At 67.5% G+C, this 17,295-nt stretch carries 16 protein-coding genes and 1 other RNA gene; 12 read left to right on the top strand and 5 right to left on the bottom strand.

What is annotated here, in order from left to right; translation table 11 throughout:
- Nucleotides 1-70: 70 nt before the first annotated feature.
- Complete coding sequence (locus A6A05_RS18670; protein ID WP_068504502.1) at nucleotides 71-790, top strand: hypothetical protein; 720 nt, start codon at nucleotides 71-73, stop codon at nucleotides 788-790.
- 8 nt (nucleotides 791-798) lie between these two features.
- On the opposite strand, the gene hemA is transcribed toward A6A05_RS18670, so the two are convergent.
- The 4 genes from hemA to A6A05_RS18650 all read right to left on the bottom strand — a co-directional run bounded on the left by hemA (nucleotide 799) and on the right by A6A05_RS18650 (nucleotide 5,347).
- Nucleotides 799-2,025 (bottom strand): 5-aminolevulinate synthase, encoded by a 1,227-nt coding sequence (gene hemA, locus A6A05_RS18665; protein ID WP_068504500.1) that lies wholly within the window; start codon nucleotides 2,023-2,025, stop codon nucleotides 799-801.
- Nucleotides 2,026-2,172: 147 nt separating this feature from the next.
- Nucleotides 2,173-3,543 (bottom strand): aspartate aminotransferase family protein, encoded by a 1,371-nt coding sequence (locus A6A05_RS18660; RefSeq protein ID WP_068504497.1) that lies wholly within the window; start codon nucleotides 3,541-3,543, stop codon nucleotides 2,173-2,175.
- A gap of 1 nt (nucleotide 3,544) precedes the next feature.
- Nucleotides 3,545-3,850 carry a hypothetical protein gene (locus tag A6A05_RS18655; protein WP_068504496.1) on the bottom strand — a complete coding sequence of 102 codons (306 nt, stop codon included), beginning with the start codon at nucleotides 3,848-3,850 and terminating at the stop codon, nucleotides 3,545-3,547.
- A 69-nt stretch (nucleotides 3,851-3,919) separates the two neighbouring features.
- Nucleotides 3,920-5,347 carry a thioredoxin-like domain-containing protein gene (locus tag A6A05_RS18650; protein WP_068504494.1) on the bottom strand — a complete coding sequence of 476 codons (1,428 nt, stop codon included), beginning with the start codon at nucleotides 5,345-5,347 and terminating at the stop codon, nucleotides 3,920-3,922.
- A 177-nt stretch (nucleotides 5,348-5,524) separates the two neighbouring features.
- Here A6A05_RS18650 and A6A05_RS18645 point away from each other — a divergent pair, with 177 nt between their 5' ends.
- Together A6A05_RS18645 and A6A05_RS18640 are read left to right on the top strand one after the other, a co-directional pair.
- On the top strand, nucleotides 5,525-6,349 hold the full coding sequence (locus A6A05_RS18645; protein WP_068504492.1) for a universal stress protein: 825 nt from the start codon (nucleotides 5,525-5,527) through the stop codon (nucleotides 6,347-6,349).
- 205 nt (nucleotides 6,350-6,554) lie between these two features.
- Nucleotides 6,555-7,406, top strand: a complete 852-nt coding sequence (locus tag A6A05_RS18640; RefSeq protein WP_068504490.1) for a VOC family protein — start codon at nucleotides 6,555-6,557, stop codon at nucleotides 7,404-7,406.
- Here the strand turns inward: A6A05_RS18640 and A6A05_RS18635 are convergent.
- Nucleotides 7,384-8,376 carry an endonuclease/exonuclease/phosphatase family protein gene (locus A6A05_RS18635; RefSeq protein WP_245644371.1) on the bottom strand — a complete coding sequence of 331 codons (993 nt, stop codon included), beginning with the start codon at nucleotides 8,374-8,376 and terminating at the stop codon, nucleotides 7,384-7,386. The genes A6A05_RS18640 and A6A05_RS18635 overlap by 23 nt on opposite strands.
- 118 nt (nucleotides 8,377-8,494) lie before the next feature.
- Between A6A05_RS18635 and A6A05_RS18630 the strand changes: the two genes are divergently transcribed.
- From A6A05_RS18630 to A6A05_RS18590, 9 genes are all read left to right on the top strand, one after another.
- Nucleotides 8,495-8,944, top strand: a complete 450-nt coding sequence (locus A6A05_RS18630; protein WP_068504489.1) for a bacteriohemerythrin — start codon at nucleotides 8,495-8,497, stop codon at nucleotides 8,942-8,944.
- Between the two features lie 24 nt (nucleotides 8,945-8,968).
- On the top strand, nucleotides 8,969-9,721 hold the full coding sequence (locus A6A05_RS18625) for a protein phosphatase CheZ (RefSeq protein WP_068504487.1): 753 nt from the start codon (nucleotides 8,969-8,971) through the stop codon (nucleotides 9,719-9,721).
- A 269-nt stretch (nucleotides 9,722-9,990) separates the two neighbouring features.
- An RNA gene (gene rnpB, locus A6A05_RS18620) (RNase P RNA component class A) lies at nucleotides 9,991-10,378 on the top strand.
- Between the two features lie 344 nt (nucleotides 10,379-10,722).
- A complete protein-coding gene (gene mraZ, locus A6A05_RS18615; RefSeq protein WP_068504485.1) occupies nucleotides 10,723-11,196 on the top strand; it encodes a division/cell wall cluster transcriptional repressor MraZ in 474 nt (157 codons plus the stop codon).
- On the top strand, nucleotides 11,193-12,191 hold the full coding sequence (gene rsmH / locus A6A05_RS18610) for a 16S rRNA (cytosine(1402)-N(4))-methyltransferase RsmH (protein WP_068504483.1): 999 nt from the start codon (nucleotides 11,193-11,195) through the stop codon (nucleotides 12,189-12,191). The genes mraZ and rsmH overlap by 4 nt, the downstream gene beginning before the upstream one ends.
- Nucleotides 12,188-12,760 (top strand): cell division protein FtsL, encoded by a 573-nt coding sequence (gene ftsL, locus A6A05_RS18605; RefSeq protein ID WP_068504481.1) that lies wholly within the window; start codon nucleotides 12,188-12,190, stop codon nucleotides 12,758-12,760. Before rsmH ends, ftsL begins: the two co-directional genes overlap by 4 nt.
- The gene (locus A6A05_RS18600; protein ID WP_068504479.1) at nucleotides 12,757-14,511 is read left to right on the top strand and encodes a peptidoglycan D,D-transpeptidase FtsI family protein; all 1,755 of its coding nucleotides are present in this window, start codon (nucleotides 12,757-12,759) and stop codon (nucleotides 14,509-14,511) included. The genes ftsL and A6A05_RS18600 overlap by 4 nt, the downstream gene beginning before the upstream one ends.
- Nucleotides 14,495-15,919 (top strand): UDP-N-acetylmuramoyl-L-alanyl-D-glutamate--2,6-diaminopimelate ligase, encoded by a 1,425-nt coding sequence (locus A6A05_RS18595; protein WP_068504477.1) that lies wholly within the window; start codon nucleotides 14,495-14,497, stop codon nucleotides 15,917-15,919. Before A6A05_RS18600 ends, A6A05_RS18595 begins: the two co-directional genes overlap by 17 nt.
- Nucleotides 15,916-17,292 (top strand): UDP-N-acetylmuramoylalanyl-D-glutamyl-2,6-diaminopimelate--D-alanyl-D-alanine ligase, encoded by a 1,377-nt coding sequence (locus tag A6A05_RS18590; protein ID WP_068504577.1) that lies wholly within the window; start codon nucleotides 15,916-15,918, stop codon nucleotides 17,290-17,292. Before A6A05_RS18595 ends, A6A05_RS18590 begins: the two co-directional genes overlap by 4 nt.
- Nucleotides 17,293-17,295: the final 3 nt, after the last annotated feature.

Below are 17,295 nucleotides of genomic sequence, written 5' to 3'. Positions count from 1 at the left end.
ATGCAACGGCTGGCGTCCACTGTCGCAGGGGTTTATTCCAGGCGGCCGTTACGGTAGGGTCCGGCCCGCTATGCTTGCCGCCCCGGTACTCGATCTGCCTGCGCCCTCTGCCCGCCGCCGTTTCAAGGCGGCGCCGCTGGTGCTGTCGGCGCTGGTCCATCTGGCCCTGGCGATCGCGTGGCTGGGTTTTCCGATCCCCCAGATCAAGGATCCCGAGCCGCCGTCGGTGGCGGTCGAGCTGGTCCCCCCACCTGCCCAGAAGCCGGCCCCGCCGGCCGATCAGGGCGGGGCCAAGCCCCAGCCCGAGAAGGACGGCCGCGCCATTCCTCAACTGGAACAGGGCGAGTTGGCGCAACGATCCAGTCCGGCTCCGGCCAAGGAAACCACCGCCCCGTCGGCGGTGGTCGCCACGCCCGCCGAGAAGCTTGCCGCCGTCAAGAAGCCCGCTCCGGTCACCCAGAACGAGCGCGATTTCGTGTTGTCGCAGGTGGTCCGCCAGTGGAAGCCGCCGAAGGAGCTGGCCGCCTACGACCGGGCCGACATGCGGGTGGCGGTGACGGTGCGGGCCGATGGGTATTTCGCCGAGATTTACGATTCCCGCCGGCCCTGGAATCCGGACGAGGTGTTCGACGGCTATTCCCAGCTGCACCCGCAAAGCATTCAGCGGCGTACCATCGACGCGCTGTACCGGGCCATCCGTCAGGCCCAGCCGTTGAAGCTGCCCGACGCCTTAAGGGCCAAGGCACCGTTCGCGGTGCGGCTGGATTTCCGCTTCAAGGATGCGCGCTGACGCCGTCCTTATTCAGCCGCCTTGACGTGGACCTTGTGCAGGTCCAGTTCGTCCCACACCGCCACCACCGACTTGACCAGATGATCCATCATCTCGTCGGTGTGCAAGGGCGTCGGCGTGATACGCAGACGCTCGGTGCCGACCGGGACAGTGGGATAGTTGATGGGCTGGACGTAGATGTGGTGCTTCTTCAGCAACAGGTCGGATGCCTGCTTGCACAGCGCGGCATTGCCGACCATCACCGGCACGATATGGCTGACCGAATCCATCACCGGGATGCCCTGGGCCTTCAGGCGCGCCTTGCAGGTGGCGGCGCGTTCCTGGTGGCGGGTGCGGATCTCGGGGGTGCGGCGCAGCACCTGGATCGAGGCCCGGGCGGCGGCGGCCACCATCGGCGGCAAGGACGACGAGAAGATGAAGCCCGGCCCGAACGAGCGGACGTAATCGACCATCGATTTCGAGCCGGCGATATAGCCGCCGACCACGCCGATGGCCTTGGCCAGGGTGGCCTGGATGATGGTCAGGCGGTCGCGCTGGCCGTCGCGCTCGGCCACGCCCGAGCCCTCGGCGCCGTACATGCCGGCGGCATGGACCTCGTCGATGAAGGTCATGGCGTTATGGGCCTCGGCGACGTCGCACATTTCCTTGATCGGCGCGATGTCGCCATCCATCGAATAGACCGATTCGAACGCCACCAGCTTGGGCGTCTCCTTGGGATAGGCGCTCAACGCCTCGGCCAGGCTTTCCGGGTCGTTGTGGCGAAAGACGTGCTTGGCGGCGCGCGAATGGCGGATGCCCTCGATCATCGAGTTGTGGTTCAACTCGTCCGAGAAGATCACGCAGCCGGGGATGGTGGCGCCCAGGGTCGAGAGCGTCGTCTGGTTGGCGACATAGCCCGAGGTGAACAACAAGGCGGATTCCTTGGCGTTCCAGTCGGCGATCTCTTGTTCCAGCAGGACGTGGTAATGGTTGGTGCCCGAGATGTTGCGGGTGCCGCCGGCACCGGCACCGCAGCGATCGACCGCTTCCTTGGCCGCGGCCAGGACTTCGGGATGCTGGCCCATGCCCAGATAATCGTTCGAGCACCACACCACCACTTCGTGAATGCCGTCGTCGCGGTGGTTCAGCGCCACCGGGAAGCGGCCGCACTGGCGTTCCAGATCGGCGAACACCCGATAGCGGCCCTCGCTTTTCAGGTCGGCGATGCGCTTGGCGAAGTAATGCTCGTAATCCATCTGGTCTGGCCTCCCCCGCGTCGCTTCAGCTCGTGTCGTGCCGGCCGGGCGCGGAACATTCTTTGTCTAGGGCGCGATCCTAAAGGATTAGGGTTTCATGGTGCAACTAACTTGCCCGTAATCTCCCCAACCCTTTCAGGTGTGGGGTCAGACTGCCCCTGCCCCCACCAGCTCTCCATGAGCTTCGTCAAGGGCGCGGCGGAAGCGGCCCAGCATGTCTAGGATTTCCGCTTCGGAGATGATCAGGGGCGGCGCGAAGGCCACCGCGTCGCCCATCGCCCGCAAGATCACCCCGTGTGCCTGCGCCTTGGCCACCACCCTGGGTCCGACCGCCAGTTTGGGATCGAAGGCGGTGCGGCTGTCCTTGTCGGCCACCAGCTCGACGGCGCCGATCAGGCCGACGCCCCGGGCCTCGCCGACCAGGGGGTGCTGCTGCAACGCGGCCAGTCCGCGTTGCAGGACCGGGCCGACTTTGGCCACATGACCCAGGATGTCGCGCTCGGCATAGATCTTCAGCGTCTCGACCGCGACGGCCGCCGACACCGGATGGCCGCCATAGGTGAAACCGTGGCCGAACACGCCGATGCGGCCGGCTTCCTCGGCGATCGGGCCGAACACTTCCCCCGAGACGATCAGCGCCGAAATCGGCAGATAGCCCGACGACAACCCCTTGGCGACCGTCATCATGTCGGGGCGGATGCCGAAGGTGTCGCAGCCGAACATGTTGCCGGTGCGGCCGAACCCGGTGATCACCTCGTCGGCGACCAGCAGCACGTCGTACTTCTTCAACACCGCCTGGATCTTGGCGAAATAGGTGGCCGGCGGCACGATGACGCCGCCCGCGCCCATCACCGGCTCGGCGAAGAAGGCGGCGACGGTATCCGGGCCCTCGGCCAGGATCAGCTTTTCCAGTTCCTCGGCCCGGCGGGTGGCGAACTGCTCTTCGCTTTCGCCTTTTTCGCCGTAGCGCCAGTAATGGGGACAGCCGGTATGGAAGATGCGGTCGATGGGAACGTCGAACGAGCGCTGGTTGTTGACCAGCCCGGTCAGCGAGGCGGTGGCCACGGTAACACCGTGATAGGCGCGCTCGCGGGCGATGATCTTCTTCTTGTCGGGCCGGCCCAGGGCGTTGTTGCGGTACCAGATCAGCTTGATGGCGGTGTCGTTGGATTCCGAGCCCGAACAGGCGAACAACACGCGGGCATCGTCGATCGGCACCTGGGCCGCCAGCATCTCGGCCAATTGCACCGCCGGCGGATGGGTGCGGCTGGAAAATAGGTGATAGAAGGGCAGCTCGCGCATCTGGCGGGCGGCGGCCTCGACCAGGCGTTCCTCGCCCCAGCCCAGCGCCGTGCACCACAGGCCGGCCAGCCCCTCGATATAGTCCTTGCCGGCCTCGTCATAGACCCGCACCCCCTGGCCGCGGGTGATCACCAGCGGCCCGGTCTCGGGGTGCTTGACCAGGTTGGTATAGGGATGGAACAGGTGGGCGAGGTCGGAATCGGCGGTGCGGCTCATGTCAGGTCCGGGTGTGGGGCTTGATCTTGAAGGCGTAGACGTAAAGGTCGGTATCGACCACCTCTTTCTTGCGCGACTTGGCGCCACGGGTGGAGCGGAAATACTCGACGACGTCGTGGGCGTCCAACTCGTCCTTGGCCAGCCTTGAAATCCAGGCGTCGCCCTTGTCCTTCAGCTTGTGCTGGGAAAACAGCATCTGCTTGGGGGCGCCGGTGACGCCGACGAAGAAGTCGGCGAAGTTGCCGCCGTTGCGATCGACGAAGTCTTCGACATCCCCGATGATGTCCGAACGCGATTTTGCTGCCATTCAAGCCCCCGAAACCCATGGCCTGCGATGGTAGCGGCAGTTCAGAACCCCGCGCAAGAGAGGTTCACCCTAGGCCCAGATGCGCGACTGATGGGTGGCGGCGTCGATTTCCAGGATGCGGTGCTGGTTGGTGTCGCACACCAGCAAGCGGCCGATCCCGTCGGCGGCGATGCCGGCCGGCTCGCTCAAGGCCGGCGGGCCGTCGAGATCGGTGACCACCGCCCGATCCAGGTCGATGGCGCGGATCACCCCGTTATAGCTGTCGGCGACATAGATCATCCCCGGCGCCGTCGCCACCGCCAACGGATGCTGGAACCGCGCATCGACCAAGGCGCCGTTCAGATGGCCGAAATCGAACAGGCCGGCCCCGGCCAGGGTGCTGACCTCGCCCGATTTCAGGCACAGATGGCGGATCGCCGAGGTCTCGCTGTCGGCGAAATAAAGCCCGTCGCCACCGGCATTCACCGCCAGGCCCGAGGGTTGGGCCAGCCGGGCCTGTTGGGCCGGGCCGTCCTCGATGTCTTCGTCGCCGCTGCCGGCGACCAATCGGACATCGCCGCTGTCAAGGTCCAGGCAGCCCAACTGGTGGCTGCCGGCATTGGCGAAAAACAATTGGCGGCCGACCAGTTCCAGGTCCCACGGCGAGGCCAGCGCGGTATCGCCCCCCGGCGCCGGCAATTCCAGGAAACCGCCGCGACAGCCGAAGCCGGCCAGGGTGCTGACGGCGTCGCTGGCGCGGTCGATGCGGCGGATGGCATGGTTGCGGGTGTCGGCGACATAGATGGCGTCGGCATCGCAGGCCAGCCCCTCGGGGCCGTCGAAACTGGCGACCAATCCGTCGGCATAGCCGGCCTCGCCGCTGCCCCAGCGCCGCAATTCGCGGCCGTCATCATCGAACAGCACGATCTGATGATGGCCGGCATCGGCCACCGCCCACTGCTTTTGCCCGTCGGCACCCGGGCAATGCTTGATCTTGCCGGGAAACCGCAGGCGGCCGCCGCCGGCCAAAGCCGGGCGAATCGGCAGCGCCCCGGCAGCACTGTGCACCGGCTGACGCGACAGCATGTCGCTTAACCCCTTCAGCAGCATGTCGGGATGGGGCTCGCCGGCCAGTTGGCCGATGACGTGGCCGTCGGGCGAGATCAGCACCAGGGTCGGCCAGGCCTGGACGCAATATTCCTCCCACAGGATCAGATGCGGGTCGTGGACCACCGGATGGGTGACGCCCAAGCGGTCGATCGCCGCCGCCACCGCCGCCGGCTGGCATTCATGGTCGAATTTCGGGCTGTGGATGCCGATCACCACCAGCCGGTCGGGAAAGGCCTGTTCCAGCACCTGCAGCGTCGGCAGGGTGTGCAGGCAATTGACGCAGCAGAAGGTCCAGAAATCCAGCACCACCATGCGGCCCTTCAGGTCGGCCAGCGACAGCGGACGGTCGACGTTGAACCATACCTGGCCGGGGCGATCGATTTCTGGGGCGCGCACGATACCGAACATCGATGATACACTTCCCCGCGACCATGGACCCACTGATGCAACAGGTGGGGCCACCGCAGGCCGTTGGAAAGGGCAAGCGGGCGCTTTTGTCGATTCAGGGCTGCTTGCAGGTCACTGGTCCGACCAGTTCCGATGCTCTATCATCGGGGCAATCAATCAGCTGACAGGATGGCAGTCATGGCCTTCAAGGATATCCTGGTTCACGTCGACAACTCGCCGCAATGCGGCGTGCGTCTGGGTTTGGCGGCCCGCCTGGCCAAGGACCACCAGGCCCACCTGATCGCGCTGAACGTGCGCCACCGCCAGCATCTGCCGCAATATATCGCCGCCCAGTACGGCTCGATCCTCGACAAGATCGAGGACGAGCACAATGCCGAGGCCGCCCGCGAGGCCCGCGCCATCTTCGACCGCATCCAGCCCGATTACGGCGTCACCACCGAGTGGCGCGACGTCGACGGGCCGCTGGAAAGCACGGTGGCGCTGCACGCGCGCTATGTCGACCTGACGGTGGTCGGCCAGTCCCTGCCCGGCGAGGACGGCCCCGGCCTGGCCGATTCGCTGATCCTGGAGGTCGGCCGTCCGGTGCTGGTGGTGCCCTATGCCGGCCGCTTCGACATCATCGGCGAACGCATCCTGGTGGCGTGGAACGGCTCACGCGAGGCGACGCGGGCGGTGCACGATGCCCTGCCGATCCTGACCCGGGCCAAGCTGGCCCACGTCATCGCCGTCAACCCCACCGGCGGCATGGCCGGCCATGGCGACGTGCCCGGCGCCGATATCTGCCTGCACCTGTCGCGCCACGGCGCCAACGCGGTGTGCGAGCATATCCGGTCCGAGGACCTGAATATCGGCGAGATGCTGCTGTCGCGCGCCGCCGACGAGGATGTCGATCTGCTGGTGATGGGCGCCTATGGCCGCTCGCGCCTGCGCGAGCTGGTGATGGGCGGCGCCACCCGGCATCTGCTCCGTCACATGACCGTCCCCGTCCTGATGAGTCATTAGCGCGAGGCGCATGCCCGTAGCCGGGCGGCTCAATCGCCGCTCGGGCTTTATGGCACAGTGCCAAGCCCGGCGGCGCTTGAGCCGGCCCGGCACGGGCATGCGCTTCGCGCAATATGGAATCATCCTGAACCGACCGTTCGGGTGTTGACTCACCCCCCCGGTCGGGTGTCACCCTTCCCCGCTGCTCGAACGCTGTGAGGGACCGATGGCCAATTACATTCGTGGACTTGATCACGCCGTCATCGCCGTGCGCGACCTGAACCAGGCCGCCGAGACCTTCGCCCGGCTGGGCTTCACGCTGACGCCCAAGGGTGTCCATTCCGAATGGGGCACCGCCAACCATTGCATCATGTTCGGCCAGGATTACATCGCCCTGCAAGCCGCCGAAGGGGCCGGCTCCGAGGCTGAGTCCTTGCGCGCCTACACCGCCCAGCACGAAGGCCTGATCGGCATCGCCATCGGCTCCGACAATGGCGCGGCGGCCATTGAAAGCCTGCGCCGCGCCGGCCTGGACGTTCCCGATCCCGCCTCGCTGTCGCGCAAGCTCGAGACCCCCAAGGGGACGGCGACCTTGATGTTCTCGGAAACGCTGCTGCCGGCCGAGGCCACGCCCGGGGTGCGCAGCCGCCTGGTCCAGCACATCACCGCCGAGCGCGAACGCTTCCCCGAATGGATGGCCCATCCCAACGGCGCCTTCGGCATCGCCGCCATCACCGCCATCATCGACGAGCCGGCGGCGCTGACCGCGTCATGGGACAAGGTGTTCGGCCCGCATTCGTCGGTGCTGACCGACACCACCGTCACCGTCCATACCGGGCGCGGTCTGGTGTTCCTGACGCCCCCCGACGACGTCACCCAGCTGCATCCCGAGGCCGAGCTGGACGAATTGCCGCCGGCGCCGGCCTTGGTGGCGCTGGCCCTTCAGGTCGCCGATACCGGCCGCGCCGCCGAACTGCTGGCCCGCAACAAGGTCAGCTTCTCGCGCGACAGCGAGGGCACCATCCGCATCCCGCCGTCGGAAGCGCACGGCGTCTTCATCGAGATGGTCGGAGGCTGAATTCCGCCACCAGCGGCGCGTGATAGCTTTCCGGGCTGGCCCACACCAGCGCCGGCGAGATCAACTCGTCGCCCAGGGTCTCGTTGTGCAGCTCGGCGGCGCGGAAGCTGCCCAGCAGGAGGCGCGACACCAGGATATGGTCCAGCAGGATGCGCCGTCCGCGATGGATCACCGAAAAGCGCTGGCTTTCCGGGATCGAACGTTCGACCGGCACCAGCACGCGCGGCCCCAGATGGCCGTTGCCGGTGTCGTCCTCGTCGCCGCGGATGGTGCGGACCGGCGCCTCGTGGTCACCGGCGTTGAAATCGCCCAGAACGGCGATCAGGGCGTCGGGCTCGGAATCCAGGATGCGTTCGACCAGCAGGCGCGCTTCCAGCGCCTGGCCGGCCCGCTTGATGTCGGCCAGGAAGAATCCCTCGGCCCAACCGCCGATGCTGTTCCAGCGGCCGTGGCCGTCCTTCTGGCCGGGCAGCCAGGCCGCGCGCGGTGCCCGCAGATGGACGTTGACCACATGCAGCCGCTGGCCGCCGCCGGCATCCAGGACCACATGCAGGATCGGCCGATCCCATTCCACCGCCTCGGGCAGATCGGGGCGCGGCTGGGCGGTGACCGGCCGATAGCTGGGCGGCGGCACCAGATCGTGCCAGACCTGGGAATGTTCCAGCACCGGCAGCCGAGAGAGCACCACCAGATTGTGGCGGTCCGCCGGACGGACGCCGCCACGGCTGAGCGAGACGACGCGGTGGCGGTGTTCGTAATCGCTGCCGGCCACCAACCGATCCAGCGCCGACACCTCGCGCGGGCCGTGCTTGGTCAGCGCATGGGCGTTGATCTCTTGCAGGCACAAGACGTCGGCGCGCAGCCGCTGGAGTTGCGGCGCCAACACCCGGACGCGGTCGGCGAAGTCGCCTGCCCCGGGGCGGTCGTCCAGATTTTCCAGGTTGAAGGTGGCCAAGCGCAAGCGGGTCACGACACTGCCCCGTAATGAATGGGTTCCAGCCCCAGCATACCATCCCGACGACAGGTTGTGCGCCCAAGGTTGGCGTTGTAGCATTTTGGCTCAGGGCACGGGACGGGGAAGGCCGACGATGGCGATGCTGACATGGGACGAGGCTTACAGCGTGGGCAGCGCCATCCTCGATTCCGATCACCGCATCATCTTCAGCCTGCTGGCGCAGCTGAACGACGCCACCGACACCGACCAGAGCCGCGAGGTGGTGGGCAGCGTGCTGAAGGTTCTGGCCGAATATGCCGAGCATCACTTCCGCCGCGAGGAGGCGATCATGCGCCGGGCCAACTATCCCCTGGCCGAGCAGCACGAGCAGCTCCATCACGATCTGGAAAAGAAGGTGACGCAGATCTGCGAGCGCTGGCGGGCCGGAGAACGCGACGCTCTCAGCACCGACGTCCAGTCGCTGCTTAAGAATTGGTTGACCGACCATATTCTGGAAGATGATAAAGCATATGGCCCCTGGGTGGAGGCCGCGCAGGAACAAGACGGCGCGGTGGGCGGACCAGCCAATGGCTGGACAACGTGATTAGGGGGGGAGGTTCTTTCAGGCATGATGACCGAACGCAAGCTGTTCACAGCCGAGATCCAGCGCCTGAAGGCGATGTCGGGCAAGGGCGACGCGACGCCGCAGCTGATGGGGGCCTCGAACAACGAGGTCCTGAAGGCGCTGCAGGAAGTCCGTAACGAAATCAAGGTCCTCGAGCACCTGATCAAGGGCGAGGAGCCGCCGCCGGTCGCCGCCCAGGTGGCGAGCATGGAGGAAGTGGTCCACCAGCGTCAGGCCGAAGTGTCGATGCTGAAGACCGAGCTGCGCGCCCTGGCCGTCTGTATCGAGCAGACCAAGCAGGAAATCGCCGCGCTGAAGCCCAAGGACAGCGACGACGACCGGCTGATGACCGTCACCTTCGAGCTGGACGCCATCGTCAACGCCACCGAGGGTGCCACCAACTCGATCCTGGAAGGGGCCGAGAAGATCGACGCCCTGGCCCGCGAGATCGAATCGCACGGCGACGCCTACGTCAAGCGCCTGGCCGACGACATCTCGGAAACCGTCATCACCCTGTTCGAAGCCTGCAACTTCCAGGACATTACCGGCCAGCGCATCTCGAAGGTGGTCCGTACCCTGAAGTTCGTCGAGGGCAAGATCACCAACATGATCGACATCTGGGGCCCCGACAACATCGCCGAGATCGTGCCCAAGCAGGCCCCCGAGATCAGCGACAACGACGCCAAGTTGCTGAACGGCCCGGCATTGGAAAACCAGGGCATCAGCCAGGACGACATCGACAAATTGTTCGGCTGACCGCCTTTCTTGCGCATTCCCGACCGGGGGTCGGGGCCAGAAATGGCCTCGGCCCTTTTGCTTTGCCTACTCACAACCGGTTAATGCCAAAGAAATATTGGTAAATCGTCTTTTAATGTTTGTCAAAATCAGGTTAACCATATGTAGTTCTCGGCGCATTGCGCGCCTTTAAAGTAAACGTCACTTTTATTATTTATATTAGTCTCGGGTTACACCATCCAGTCACCCCCTTGACGCCGACACCGCCATCGGTGCACTGTGCGGGCGCGCCAGACGGCCGGACGGCCGCTTTTCACCCCGGTGAAGAGAGGAAAGTCCGGGCTCCACGGAAGTACGGTGCCGGATAACGTCCGGCGGGGGCGACCCTAGGGAAAGTGCCACAGAAAGCAAACCGCCCGCCTTCGGACGGGTAAGGGTGAAAGGGTGCGGTAAGAGCGCACCGCGGACCTGGCAACAGGGCCGGCACGGCAAACCCCACCGGGAGCAAGACCAAATAGGGGCGGCGGTTTTCTGCGGGTTTTCCCGTAGGAACGAAACGCGCTTCCGCGTAGCCGCCCGGGTCGGTCGCGAGAGGTGTCCGGCAACGGGCATCCCAGATGAATGGTCGTCACCAGGCCCAGCCTGGAACAGAACCCGGCTTACAGGCCGTCTGGCGCAAATTTCTCGATTTTCCACCCATACCATCCCATGCGGCGCCATCGGCGCCCACCCCCCAGCCCTGGCCCGCGCCCCGCCGGCCGGTTGTCGCGCGCCAATTTCGGCGCGACGGAAAAACATCATATTTTTCAATGAATTAAGGCGCATTCTTCGAGTACTTTGGTAAATTTGTCGTCAATTTGCAAACAGGCGGCTCGGCCCAGATTTTTACTAGTCAATACCATTGACGCCCATGATTACCCATGATATCCCATTTTCACCCATCGCATGGCGCTTCCAGGGGAAGTGCGCGCATTCGGTGGGGGGTTTTGGGGTAACGGGCTTTTCGGTAGGCGGACTGGGGGATGGGGCTTTTCCTCTCCACATTCGTGAACAAGGTTGACCGCAAGGGCCGGGTATCGGTCCCGGCGAGCTTCCGCGCGACCTTGTCCGTCCAGCCCTTCCAGGGGATCATCGCCTATCGCTCGTTCGCCCATGCCTGCATCGAAGGCTGCGGCATGGACTTCATGGAGCGGCTGTCCGACAGCGCCCAGAACCTCGACGCCTTCTCGCCCGAACATGACGATCTGTCGGCCCTGATCTTCGCCGACGCCCGCCAGCTGGCCTGGGACCCAGAGGGCCGCATCCTGCTGCCCGAGGATGTGATGGCCCATGCCGGCATCACCGAGGCCGCCGCCTTCGTCGGCAAGGGCCAGACCTTCCAGATCTGGGAACCCGAAAGCTACCGCGCGGCCGAGGCGGAAATCCGCGCCCGCGCCCTGGCCAATCGCCCCACCCTGCCCTTGAGGCCCAAGGCTCCGTCGCAGGAGCCGCGATGACCGCCCCCGCTCCCCACCCAGACTCGGAATCCATCCCCTCGGAATCCCCCCCCCACATCCCGGTCCTGCTGGACGAGGTGCTGGCCAGCCTGGCCCCGCTGAATGGCGGCCTGTTCGTCGATGGCACCTTCGGGGCCGGCGGCTATTCCCGCGCCCTGTTGGCGCAAGGGGCCGCCCGGGTGATCGGTATCGACCGCGACCCCGACGCCGTCGCCAACGGCCGCGCCCTGCCCGAGGCGGCCAGCGGCCGCCTGACCGTGCTGGCCGGCCGCTACGGCGACATGGACCGCCTGCTGGCCGAGCATGGGATCGGCTCGGTCGATGGCATCGCCCTGGATATCGGGGTGTCGTCGATGCAGATCGACCAGGCACAGCGCGGCTTCTCGTTCGCCAAGGACGGTCCGCTGGACATGCGGATGGAGCAGGCCGGCCCGTCGGCCGCCGACGTGGTCAACAATGCCTCGGAAGGCGAGCTGGCCGACATCATCTTTCATCTGGGCGAGGAACGGCACGCCCGCCGGGTCGCCCGCGCCATCGTCGCCGCCCGCGCCGACAAGCGGTTCGAGCGCACCTCGGACCTGGCCGAGGTGGTGCGCCGGACCGTGCGCAAGGGCAACGACACCATCGACCCGGCGACGCGCACCTTTCAGGCTTTGCGCATCCACGTCAACGACGAGCTGGGCGAACTGAGCCGCGGCCTGGCCGCCGCCGAACGGCTGCTGGCCCCGGGCGGGCGCCTGGCGGTGGTGACCTTCCATTCGCTCGAGGACCGCGCGGTCAAGACCTTCATGAAGCGCCGCTCGGGCGCGGTCGAAGGGGCGTCGCGCCACCTGCCGATGCAGGCCGCCGGGCCTGCCCCCACCTTCACCCTGCTGACCCGCAAGGCGGTTGCCGCCGGCCCGGCCGAACAGGCGCGCAACCCGCGCTCGCGCTCGGCCAAGCTGCGGGCCGCCATCCGGACCGGTGCCCCGGCCTGGGAAGGAGGCGACGCATGATCAAGGGATTGGGAACCAGCCTGTTGCTGGCCGCCATCGCCGGTGTTCTGGGCGTCGGCCTGTTCTTCGTCAAGCACGAGGTCCGCGACCAGGAAGCCCGCCTGGCCGAGCTGAACCGCGAGATCCAGCGCAACCAGGAAGAAATCCACGTCCTGAAGGCGGAATGGAGCTATCTGAACGACCCGGCCCGCCTGCGCCAGCTGTCCGAGAAGTTCCTGTCCATGCGGGTGATGGCGCCCAGCCAGATCACCTCGCTGACCCCGGCCCGCAAGGAGCCGACCGCCACCGCCGCCCTGGCCGCCCCCAAGCCCGTCCCGGTCCCGTCGGTCAAGAGCGAACAGACACGCCCGGCCCCCAAGGCCGAGCCGGTCAAGCCCGCCGACGCCAAGCCCGCCGCCCCGGTTTCGCCGCCCCCCTCGGTCCCGGCCCCGTCGGTCCTGGCCGCCTCGCCGGCGTTGGCGCCGGCGCCGCAGCCGCCCCGACCGGCGCCCCAGCCGCCCGGCCGCACCATCATCATCCAGTCGCCCGCCCTGGCCCAAACCCCCGATGGACCGGGAGGGCTGCGATGAGCCTGTTCCCGCGCAAGCCCCCCACGCCCCTGATGCATGCCGGCGAGGACCTTCAAAACGGTCCCGCCGCTTTGTATCTGGACGGCGTTCGCATGCGCGCCCTGGAAACCAGCCGTGGCCGTCTGGTGGCCACCGTCGCCGTCTTCACCGTCATCTTCGGCGTCATCGGCGCGCGCATGGTCGATGTCGCCGTGCTGGATTCCAATCCGGCCCGCCCGCGTGCGCTGCCCCACGCCCGCATTGACGGCGTCGAGATGGAACGCGGCGACATCGTCGACCGCAACGGCATCATCCTGGCCACCAGCCTGCCCACCGTGTCGCTGTACGCCCGCCCGCACGAAGTGCCCGACGCCCAGGAAGCGGTCGACAAGCTGGCCCGCGTGCTGCCCGACCTGGACAAGGCGGAAGTCCGCGCCCGGCTGGGCAACGGCAAGACCTTCGCCTATCTGCGCCGCAACCTGACGCCGCGGCAGCAATACGACGTCAACGCCCTGGGGATTCCCGGCCTTTACTTCGAGAAGGGCGAGCGCCGGGTCTATCCGCACGGCTCGCTGGTCGCCCACGCCGTCGGCATGACCGACATCGACAACAAGGGCATCGCCGGCATCGAGAAGCGCTTTGATGCCGGCCTGCGTTCCAGTGCCGAGCCGGTGCGGCTGGCCCTGGACATCCGCGTCCAGACCCTGGTCAGGAACGAACTGCAAAAGTCGGTCGAGACCTTCCGCGCCCTGGGTGCCACCGGCATGGTGATGGACATCCATACCGGCGAGATGCTGGCGATGGTCAGCCTGCCCGATTTCGACCCCAACGACCCGCCGGCCGGGGCCAACGACGCCCTGTTCAACCGCGCTACCAAGGGCGCCTACGAGATGGGCTCGACCTTCAAGCTGTTCAACACGGCGATGGCGCTGGAAAGCGGCCGGGTCAACCTGAATTCCAGCTTCGACGCCACCCGCCCGCTGAAGTACGGCAGCCACGAAATCCACGACGACCATGCCCTGAACCGCTGGATGACCGTGCCGGAAATCCTGGTCCATTCGTCCAACATCGGCTCGGCCCGCATGGCGCTGGAAGCCGGCACCGACTTCCAGCGCTCGTTCATGGGCCGCATCGGCATGCTGCAGACGCCCACCATCGAACTGCCCGAGGTCGGCGCCCCGATGGTTCCCAGCCCGTGGCGCGAGATCAACACCATCACCATCGCCTTCGGCCACGGCCTGTCGGTGACGCCGATCCAACTGGTTTCCGGCGCGGCGGCCCTGGTCAATGGCGGCATCTTCCGCCCCGCCACCTTGCTGGCCGCCGGCGACGGCCGCGCCATCCCCGGCGAACGGGTGCTGAAGCAGCGCACCTCGGACCAGATGCGCGCGCTGATGCGCATGGTGGTGACCGACGGCACCGGCAAGAAGGCCGAGGTGGCGGGCTACGACGTCGGGGGCAAGACCGGCACCGCCGAGAAGGCCGCCCATGGCGGTTACAAGAAGAAGGCGGTGTTGTCGTCCTTCGTTGCCGCCTTCCCGATGGACGCGCCCCGCTATGTGGTTGTCGCCATGATCGACGAGCCGCAGGGCACCAAGGAAACCTATGGCTTCATCACCGCCGGCTGGACGGCGGCCCCGGCCGCCGGTCGCATCATCGCCCAACTGGCGCCGATGATGGGCATCGCGCCCAAGGCCGCGCCCGAGCCGACCATCGCCGCCCGCCCCGCCACGCCCGGCCACGGGAGGGGCGATCTTGCCGCAACTCGCTGACCTGATCGCCGGTTGGACCGGCGCCAACCCCACCATCACCGGCCTGACCGCCGATTCCCGGAAAGTCGCGCCCGGCTTCCTGTTCGCCGCCCTGCCCGGCACCAAGGCCGACGGCCGCGCCTTCATCGACCGCGCCGTCGCCGCCGGCGCGGTGGCGATCCTGGCCCCCGAAGGTACCCCCGCCCCCGCAGGCGCCGTGCTGGTGACCCAGCCCGAGCCGCGCCGCGCCTTCGCCCTGGCGGCGGCCGCCTTCCACGGCCGCCAGCCGGCCCACATGGCCGCCGTCACCGGCACCAACGGCAAGACCTCGACCGCCAATTTCGCCCGCCAATTGTGGCGCGCGCTGGGCCACCGGGCCGCCGCCCTGGGCACCCTGGGGGTGATCGCCGAGGATTGGCCCCATGAAGGCAGCCTGACCACCCCCGACCCGGCCGACCTGCACACCACCCTGGCGGGCCTGGCCGACCACGGCATCACCCATGCCTGCATGGAGGCGTCCAGCCACGGCCTGGCCCAGTTCCGCCTGGACGGCGTCCGGCTCGAGGCCGCCGCCTTCACCAACCTGACCCGCGACCATCTGGATTATCACGGCACCATGGAGGAGTACGGCGCCGCCAAGCTGCGCCTGTTCACCGAATTGCTGCCGGCCACCGGTACGGCGATCGTCAACGCCGATTCTCCGGTCGCCGACCTGTTCCTGAAGGCCGCCAAGGGCCGGGGCCAGCCGATCCTGGCCTATGGCGTCCATGGCGCCGATCTGCGCCTGAAGGCGGCCCATGCCGCCCCCGACGGCCAGGTCCTGGATCTCGACATCCTGGGCCGCCCCGCCCGCATCCATCTGAAGCTGGCCGGCACCTTCCAGGCCGCCAACGCCCTGGCCGCCCTGGGCCTGGTCATCGCCTGCGGCGCCGATGCCGCCGCCGCCACGGCCGCCCTGGAAGGCCTGGACGGGGTGCCGGGGCGCTTGCAGCCGGTGGCGCCCTCGATCTTCGTCGATTACGCCCACACCCCCGACGCCCTGGAAACCGTGCTGAATGCGCTGCGCCCCCACGCCCATGGCCGACTGGTGGTGGTGTTCGGCTGCGGCGGCGACCGCGACCCCGGCAAGCGGCCGCAGATGGGGGCGATCGCCGCCCGTCTGGCCGATCGCGTCATCATCACCGACGACAATCCCCGGACCGAGGCCGCCGCCCCCATTCGCGCCGCCATCCTGGCCGCCTGCCCCGACGCGGTGGAAATCGCCGACCGCCGCGCAGCCATCCGCGCCGCCATCGCCGGCATGGAAGCGGGCGACGTGCTGGTGGTGGCCGGCAAGGGCCACGAACAGGGCCAGATCGTGGGCACCGAAATCCTGCCCTTCGACGATGCCACCGAATGCCGGGCCGCCCTGGACAGGAGGGCCCCATGACGCTGTGGAGCTCGGCCGAGGTCAAGGCCGCCACCAACGGCACAGCCCATGGCCCCGCCTGGGAGGCCTGCGGCGTGTCGATCGATTCGCGCACCATCGCCAAGGCCGATCTGTTCATCGCGCTGGCCGGCCCCAACCATGACGGCCACGACCACGTCAAGGCCGCCATCGCGGCCGGCGCCGCCGCCGCCCTGGTCCACCGAATCCCCGAAGGCTGCGACGATCTGCCGCTGGTGGTGGTCAACGACACCATGGAGGGCTTGCGCGACCTGGGCCGGGCCGCGCGCGCCCGCTCGGCCGCCTCGATCTGCGCGGTGACCGGCTCGGTCGGCAAGACCGGCACCAAGGAAATGCTGGCCCTGGCGCTGTCGCCCCAGGGCAAGACCCACTGGTCGGTCGGCAGTTTCAACAATCATTGGGGCGTGCCGCTGTCCCTGGCCCGCATGCCGCGCGACGCCCGCTATGCGGTGTTCGAATTGGGCATGAACCATCCCGGCGAGATCACCCCGCTGGTCGCCATGGTCCGCCCGCATGTGGCCATCATCACCACTGTCGAGGCGGTGCATTCGGCCTTCTTCGCCTCGACCGAGGACATCGCCGACGCCAAGGCGGAAATCTTTTCTGGGATCGAGCCCGGCGGCATCGCCATTCTGAACCGCGACAACCGCCATTTCCGCCGCCTGGCCAAGGCCGCCGGCAACATCACCATCCGCACCTTCGGCAGCCATATCGATGCCGACGCCCGCCTGCTGGATTGCGCCGTCGATCCCGACGAGACGGCGATCTTCGCCCTGCTGGACGACCACCCGGTGGCTTACCGCGTCGGCGTGCCCGGCCTGCATTGGGGCATGAACTCGCTGGCGGTGCTGCTGGCGGTGAAGGCGCTAAGCGCCGACCCGCTGGAAGCCGCCCAGTCCCTTGCCGCCATGAAGGCCCCCAAGGGCCGGGGCGAACGCCACGTCGTCGCCATCGGCGCCGGCAATTTCGAGCTGATCGACGAATCCTACAATGCCAGCCCGGTCTCGATGAAGGCGGCGATCTCGACGCTCGCCGCCGCCCGCCCGGCCAAGGGGGCGCGCCGCATCGCCATCCTGGGCGACATGCTGGAACTGGGCGGATCCGGGCCCGATCTGCACGCCAACCTGGCAGGGGCGGTCGCCACCTGGAACATCGATCTGGTCGCCTGCGCCGGTCCCTTGATGCGCCACCTGTCCGACGCCCTGCCCGAGGACAAGCGCGGCCCCACCGCCGCGTCCTCGGCCGAATTGGCGCCGCTGATCAAGGGCCTGGTCAAGGCCGGAGACGTGGTGATGGTCAAGGGCTCGGCCGGCAGCCGCATGGGCCTGATCGTCAAGACCTTGCTGGAGGGATGAGGG

It is taken from the genome of Magnetospirillum moscoviense, assembly GCF_001650635.1.
Classification (GTDB): domain Bacteria; phylum Pseudomonadota; class Alphaproteobacteria; order Rhodospirillales; family Magnetospirillaceae; genus Magnetospirillum; species Magnetospirillum moscoviense.
The sequence above is the reverse complement of the archived record's forward strand: the minus strand, read 5'-3'. Positions and strand labels throughout refer to the sequence as shown.

Bases quoted from the DNA above. Each gene is read 5' to 3' on its own strand.
- A6A05_RS18670 (WP_068504502.1), top strand. From the start codon at position 71: ATGCTTGCCGCCCCGGTACTCGATCTGCCTGCGCCCTCTGCCCGCCGC.
- hemA (WP_068504500.1), bottom strand. From the start codon at position 2,025: ATGGATTACGAGCATTACTTCGCCAAGCGCATCGCCGACCTGAAAAGC.
- A6A05_RS18660 (WP_068504497.1), bottom strand. From the start codon at position 3,543: ATGAGCCGCACCGCCGATTCCGACCTCGCCCACCTGTTCCATCCCTAT.
- A6A05_RS18655 (WP_068504496.1), bottom strand. From the start codon at position 3,850: ATGGCAGCAAAATCGCGTTCGGACATCATCGGGGATGTCGAAGACTTC.
- A6A05_RS18650 (WP_068504494.1), bottom strand. From the start codon at position 5,347: ATGTTCGGTATCGTGCGCGCCCCAGAAATCGATCGCCCCGGCCAGGTA.
- A6A05_RS18645 (WP_068504492.1), top strand. From the start codon at position 5,525: ATGGCCTTCAAGGATATCCTGGTTCACGTCGACAACTCGCCGCAATGC.
- A6A05_RS18640 (WP_068504490.1), top strand. From the start codon at position 6,555: ATGGCCAATTACATTCGTGGACTTGATCACGCCGTCATCGCCGTGCGC.
- A6A05_RS18630 (WP_068504489.1), top strand. From the start codon at position 8,495: ATGGCGATGCTGACATGGGACGAGGCTTACAGCGTGGGCAGCGCCATC.
- A6A05_RS18625 (WP_068504487.1), top strand. From the start codon at position 8,969: ATGATGACCGAACGCAAGCTGTTCACAGCCGAGATCCAGCGCCTGAAG.
- mraZ (WP_068504485.1), top strand. From the start codon at position 10,723: ATGGGGCTTTTCCTCTCCACATTCGTGAACAAGGTTGACCGCAAGGGC.
- rsmH (WP_068504483.1), top strand. From the start codon at position 11,193: ATGACCGCCCCCGCTCCCCACCCAGACTCGGAATCCATCCCCTCGGAA.
- ftsL (WP_068504481.1), top strand. From the start codon at position 12,188: ATGATCAAGGGATTGGGAACCAGCCTGTTGCTGGCCGCCATCGCCGGT.
- A6A05_RS18600 (WP_068504479.1), top strand. From the start codon at position 12,757: ATGAGCCTGTTCCCGCGCAAGCCCCCCACGCCCCTGATGCATGCCGGC.
- A6A05_RS18590 (WP_068504577.1), top strand. From the start codon at position 15,916: ATGACGCTGTGGAGCTCGGCCGAGGTCAAGGCCGCCACCAACGGCACA.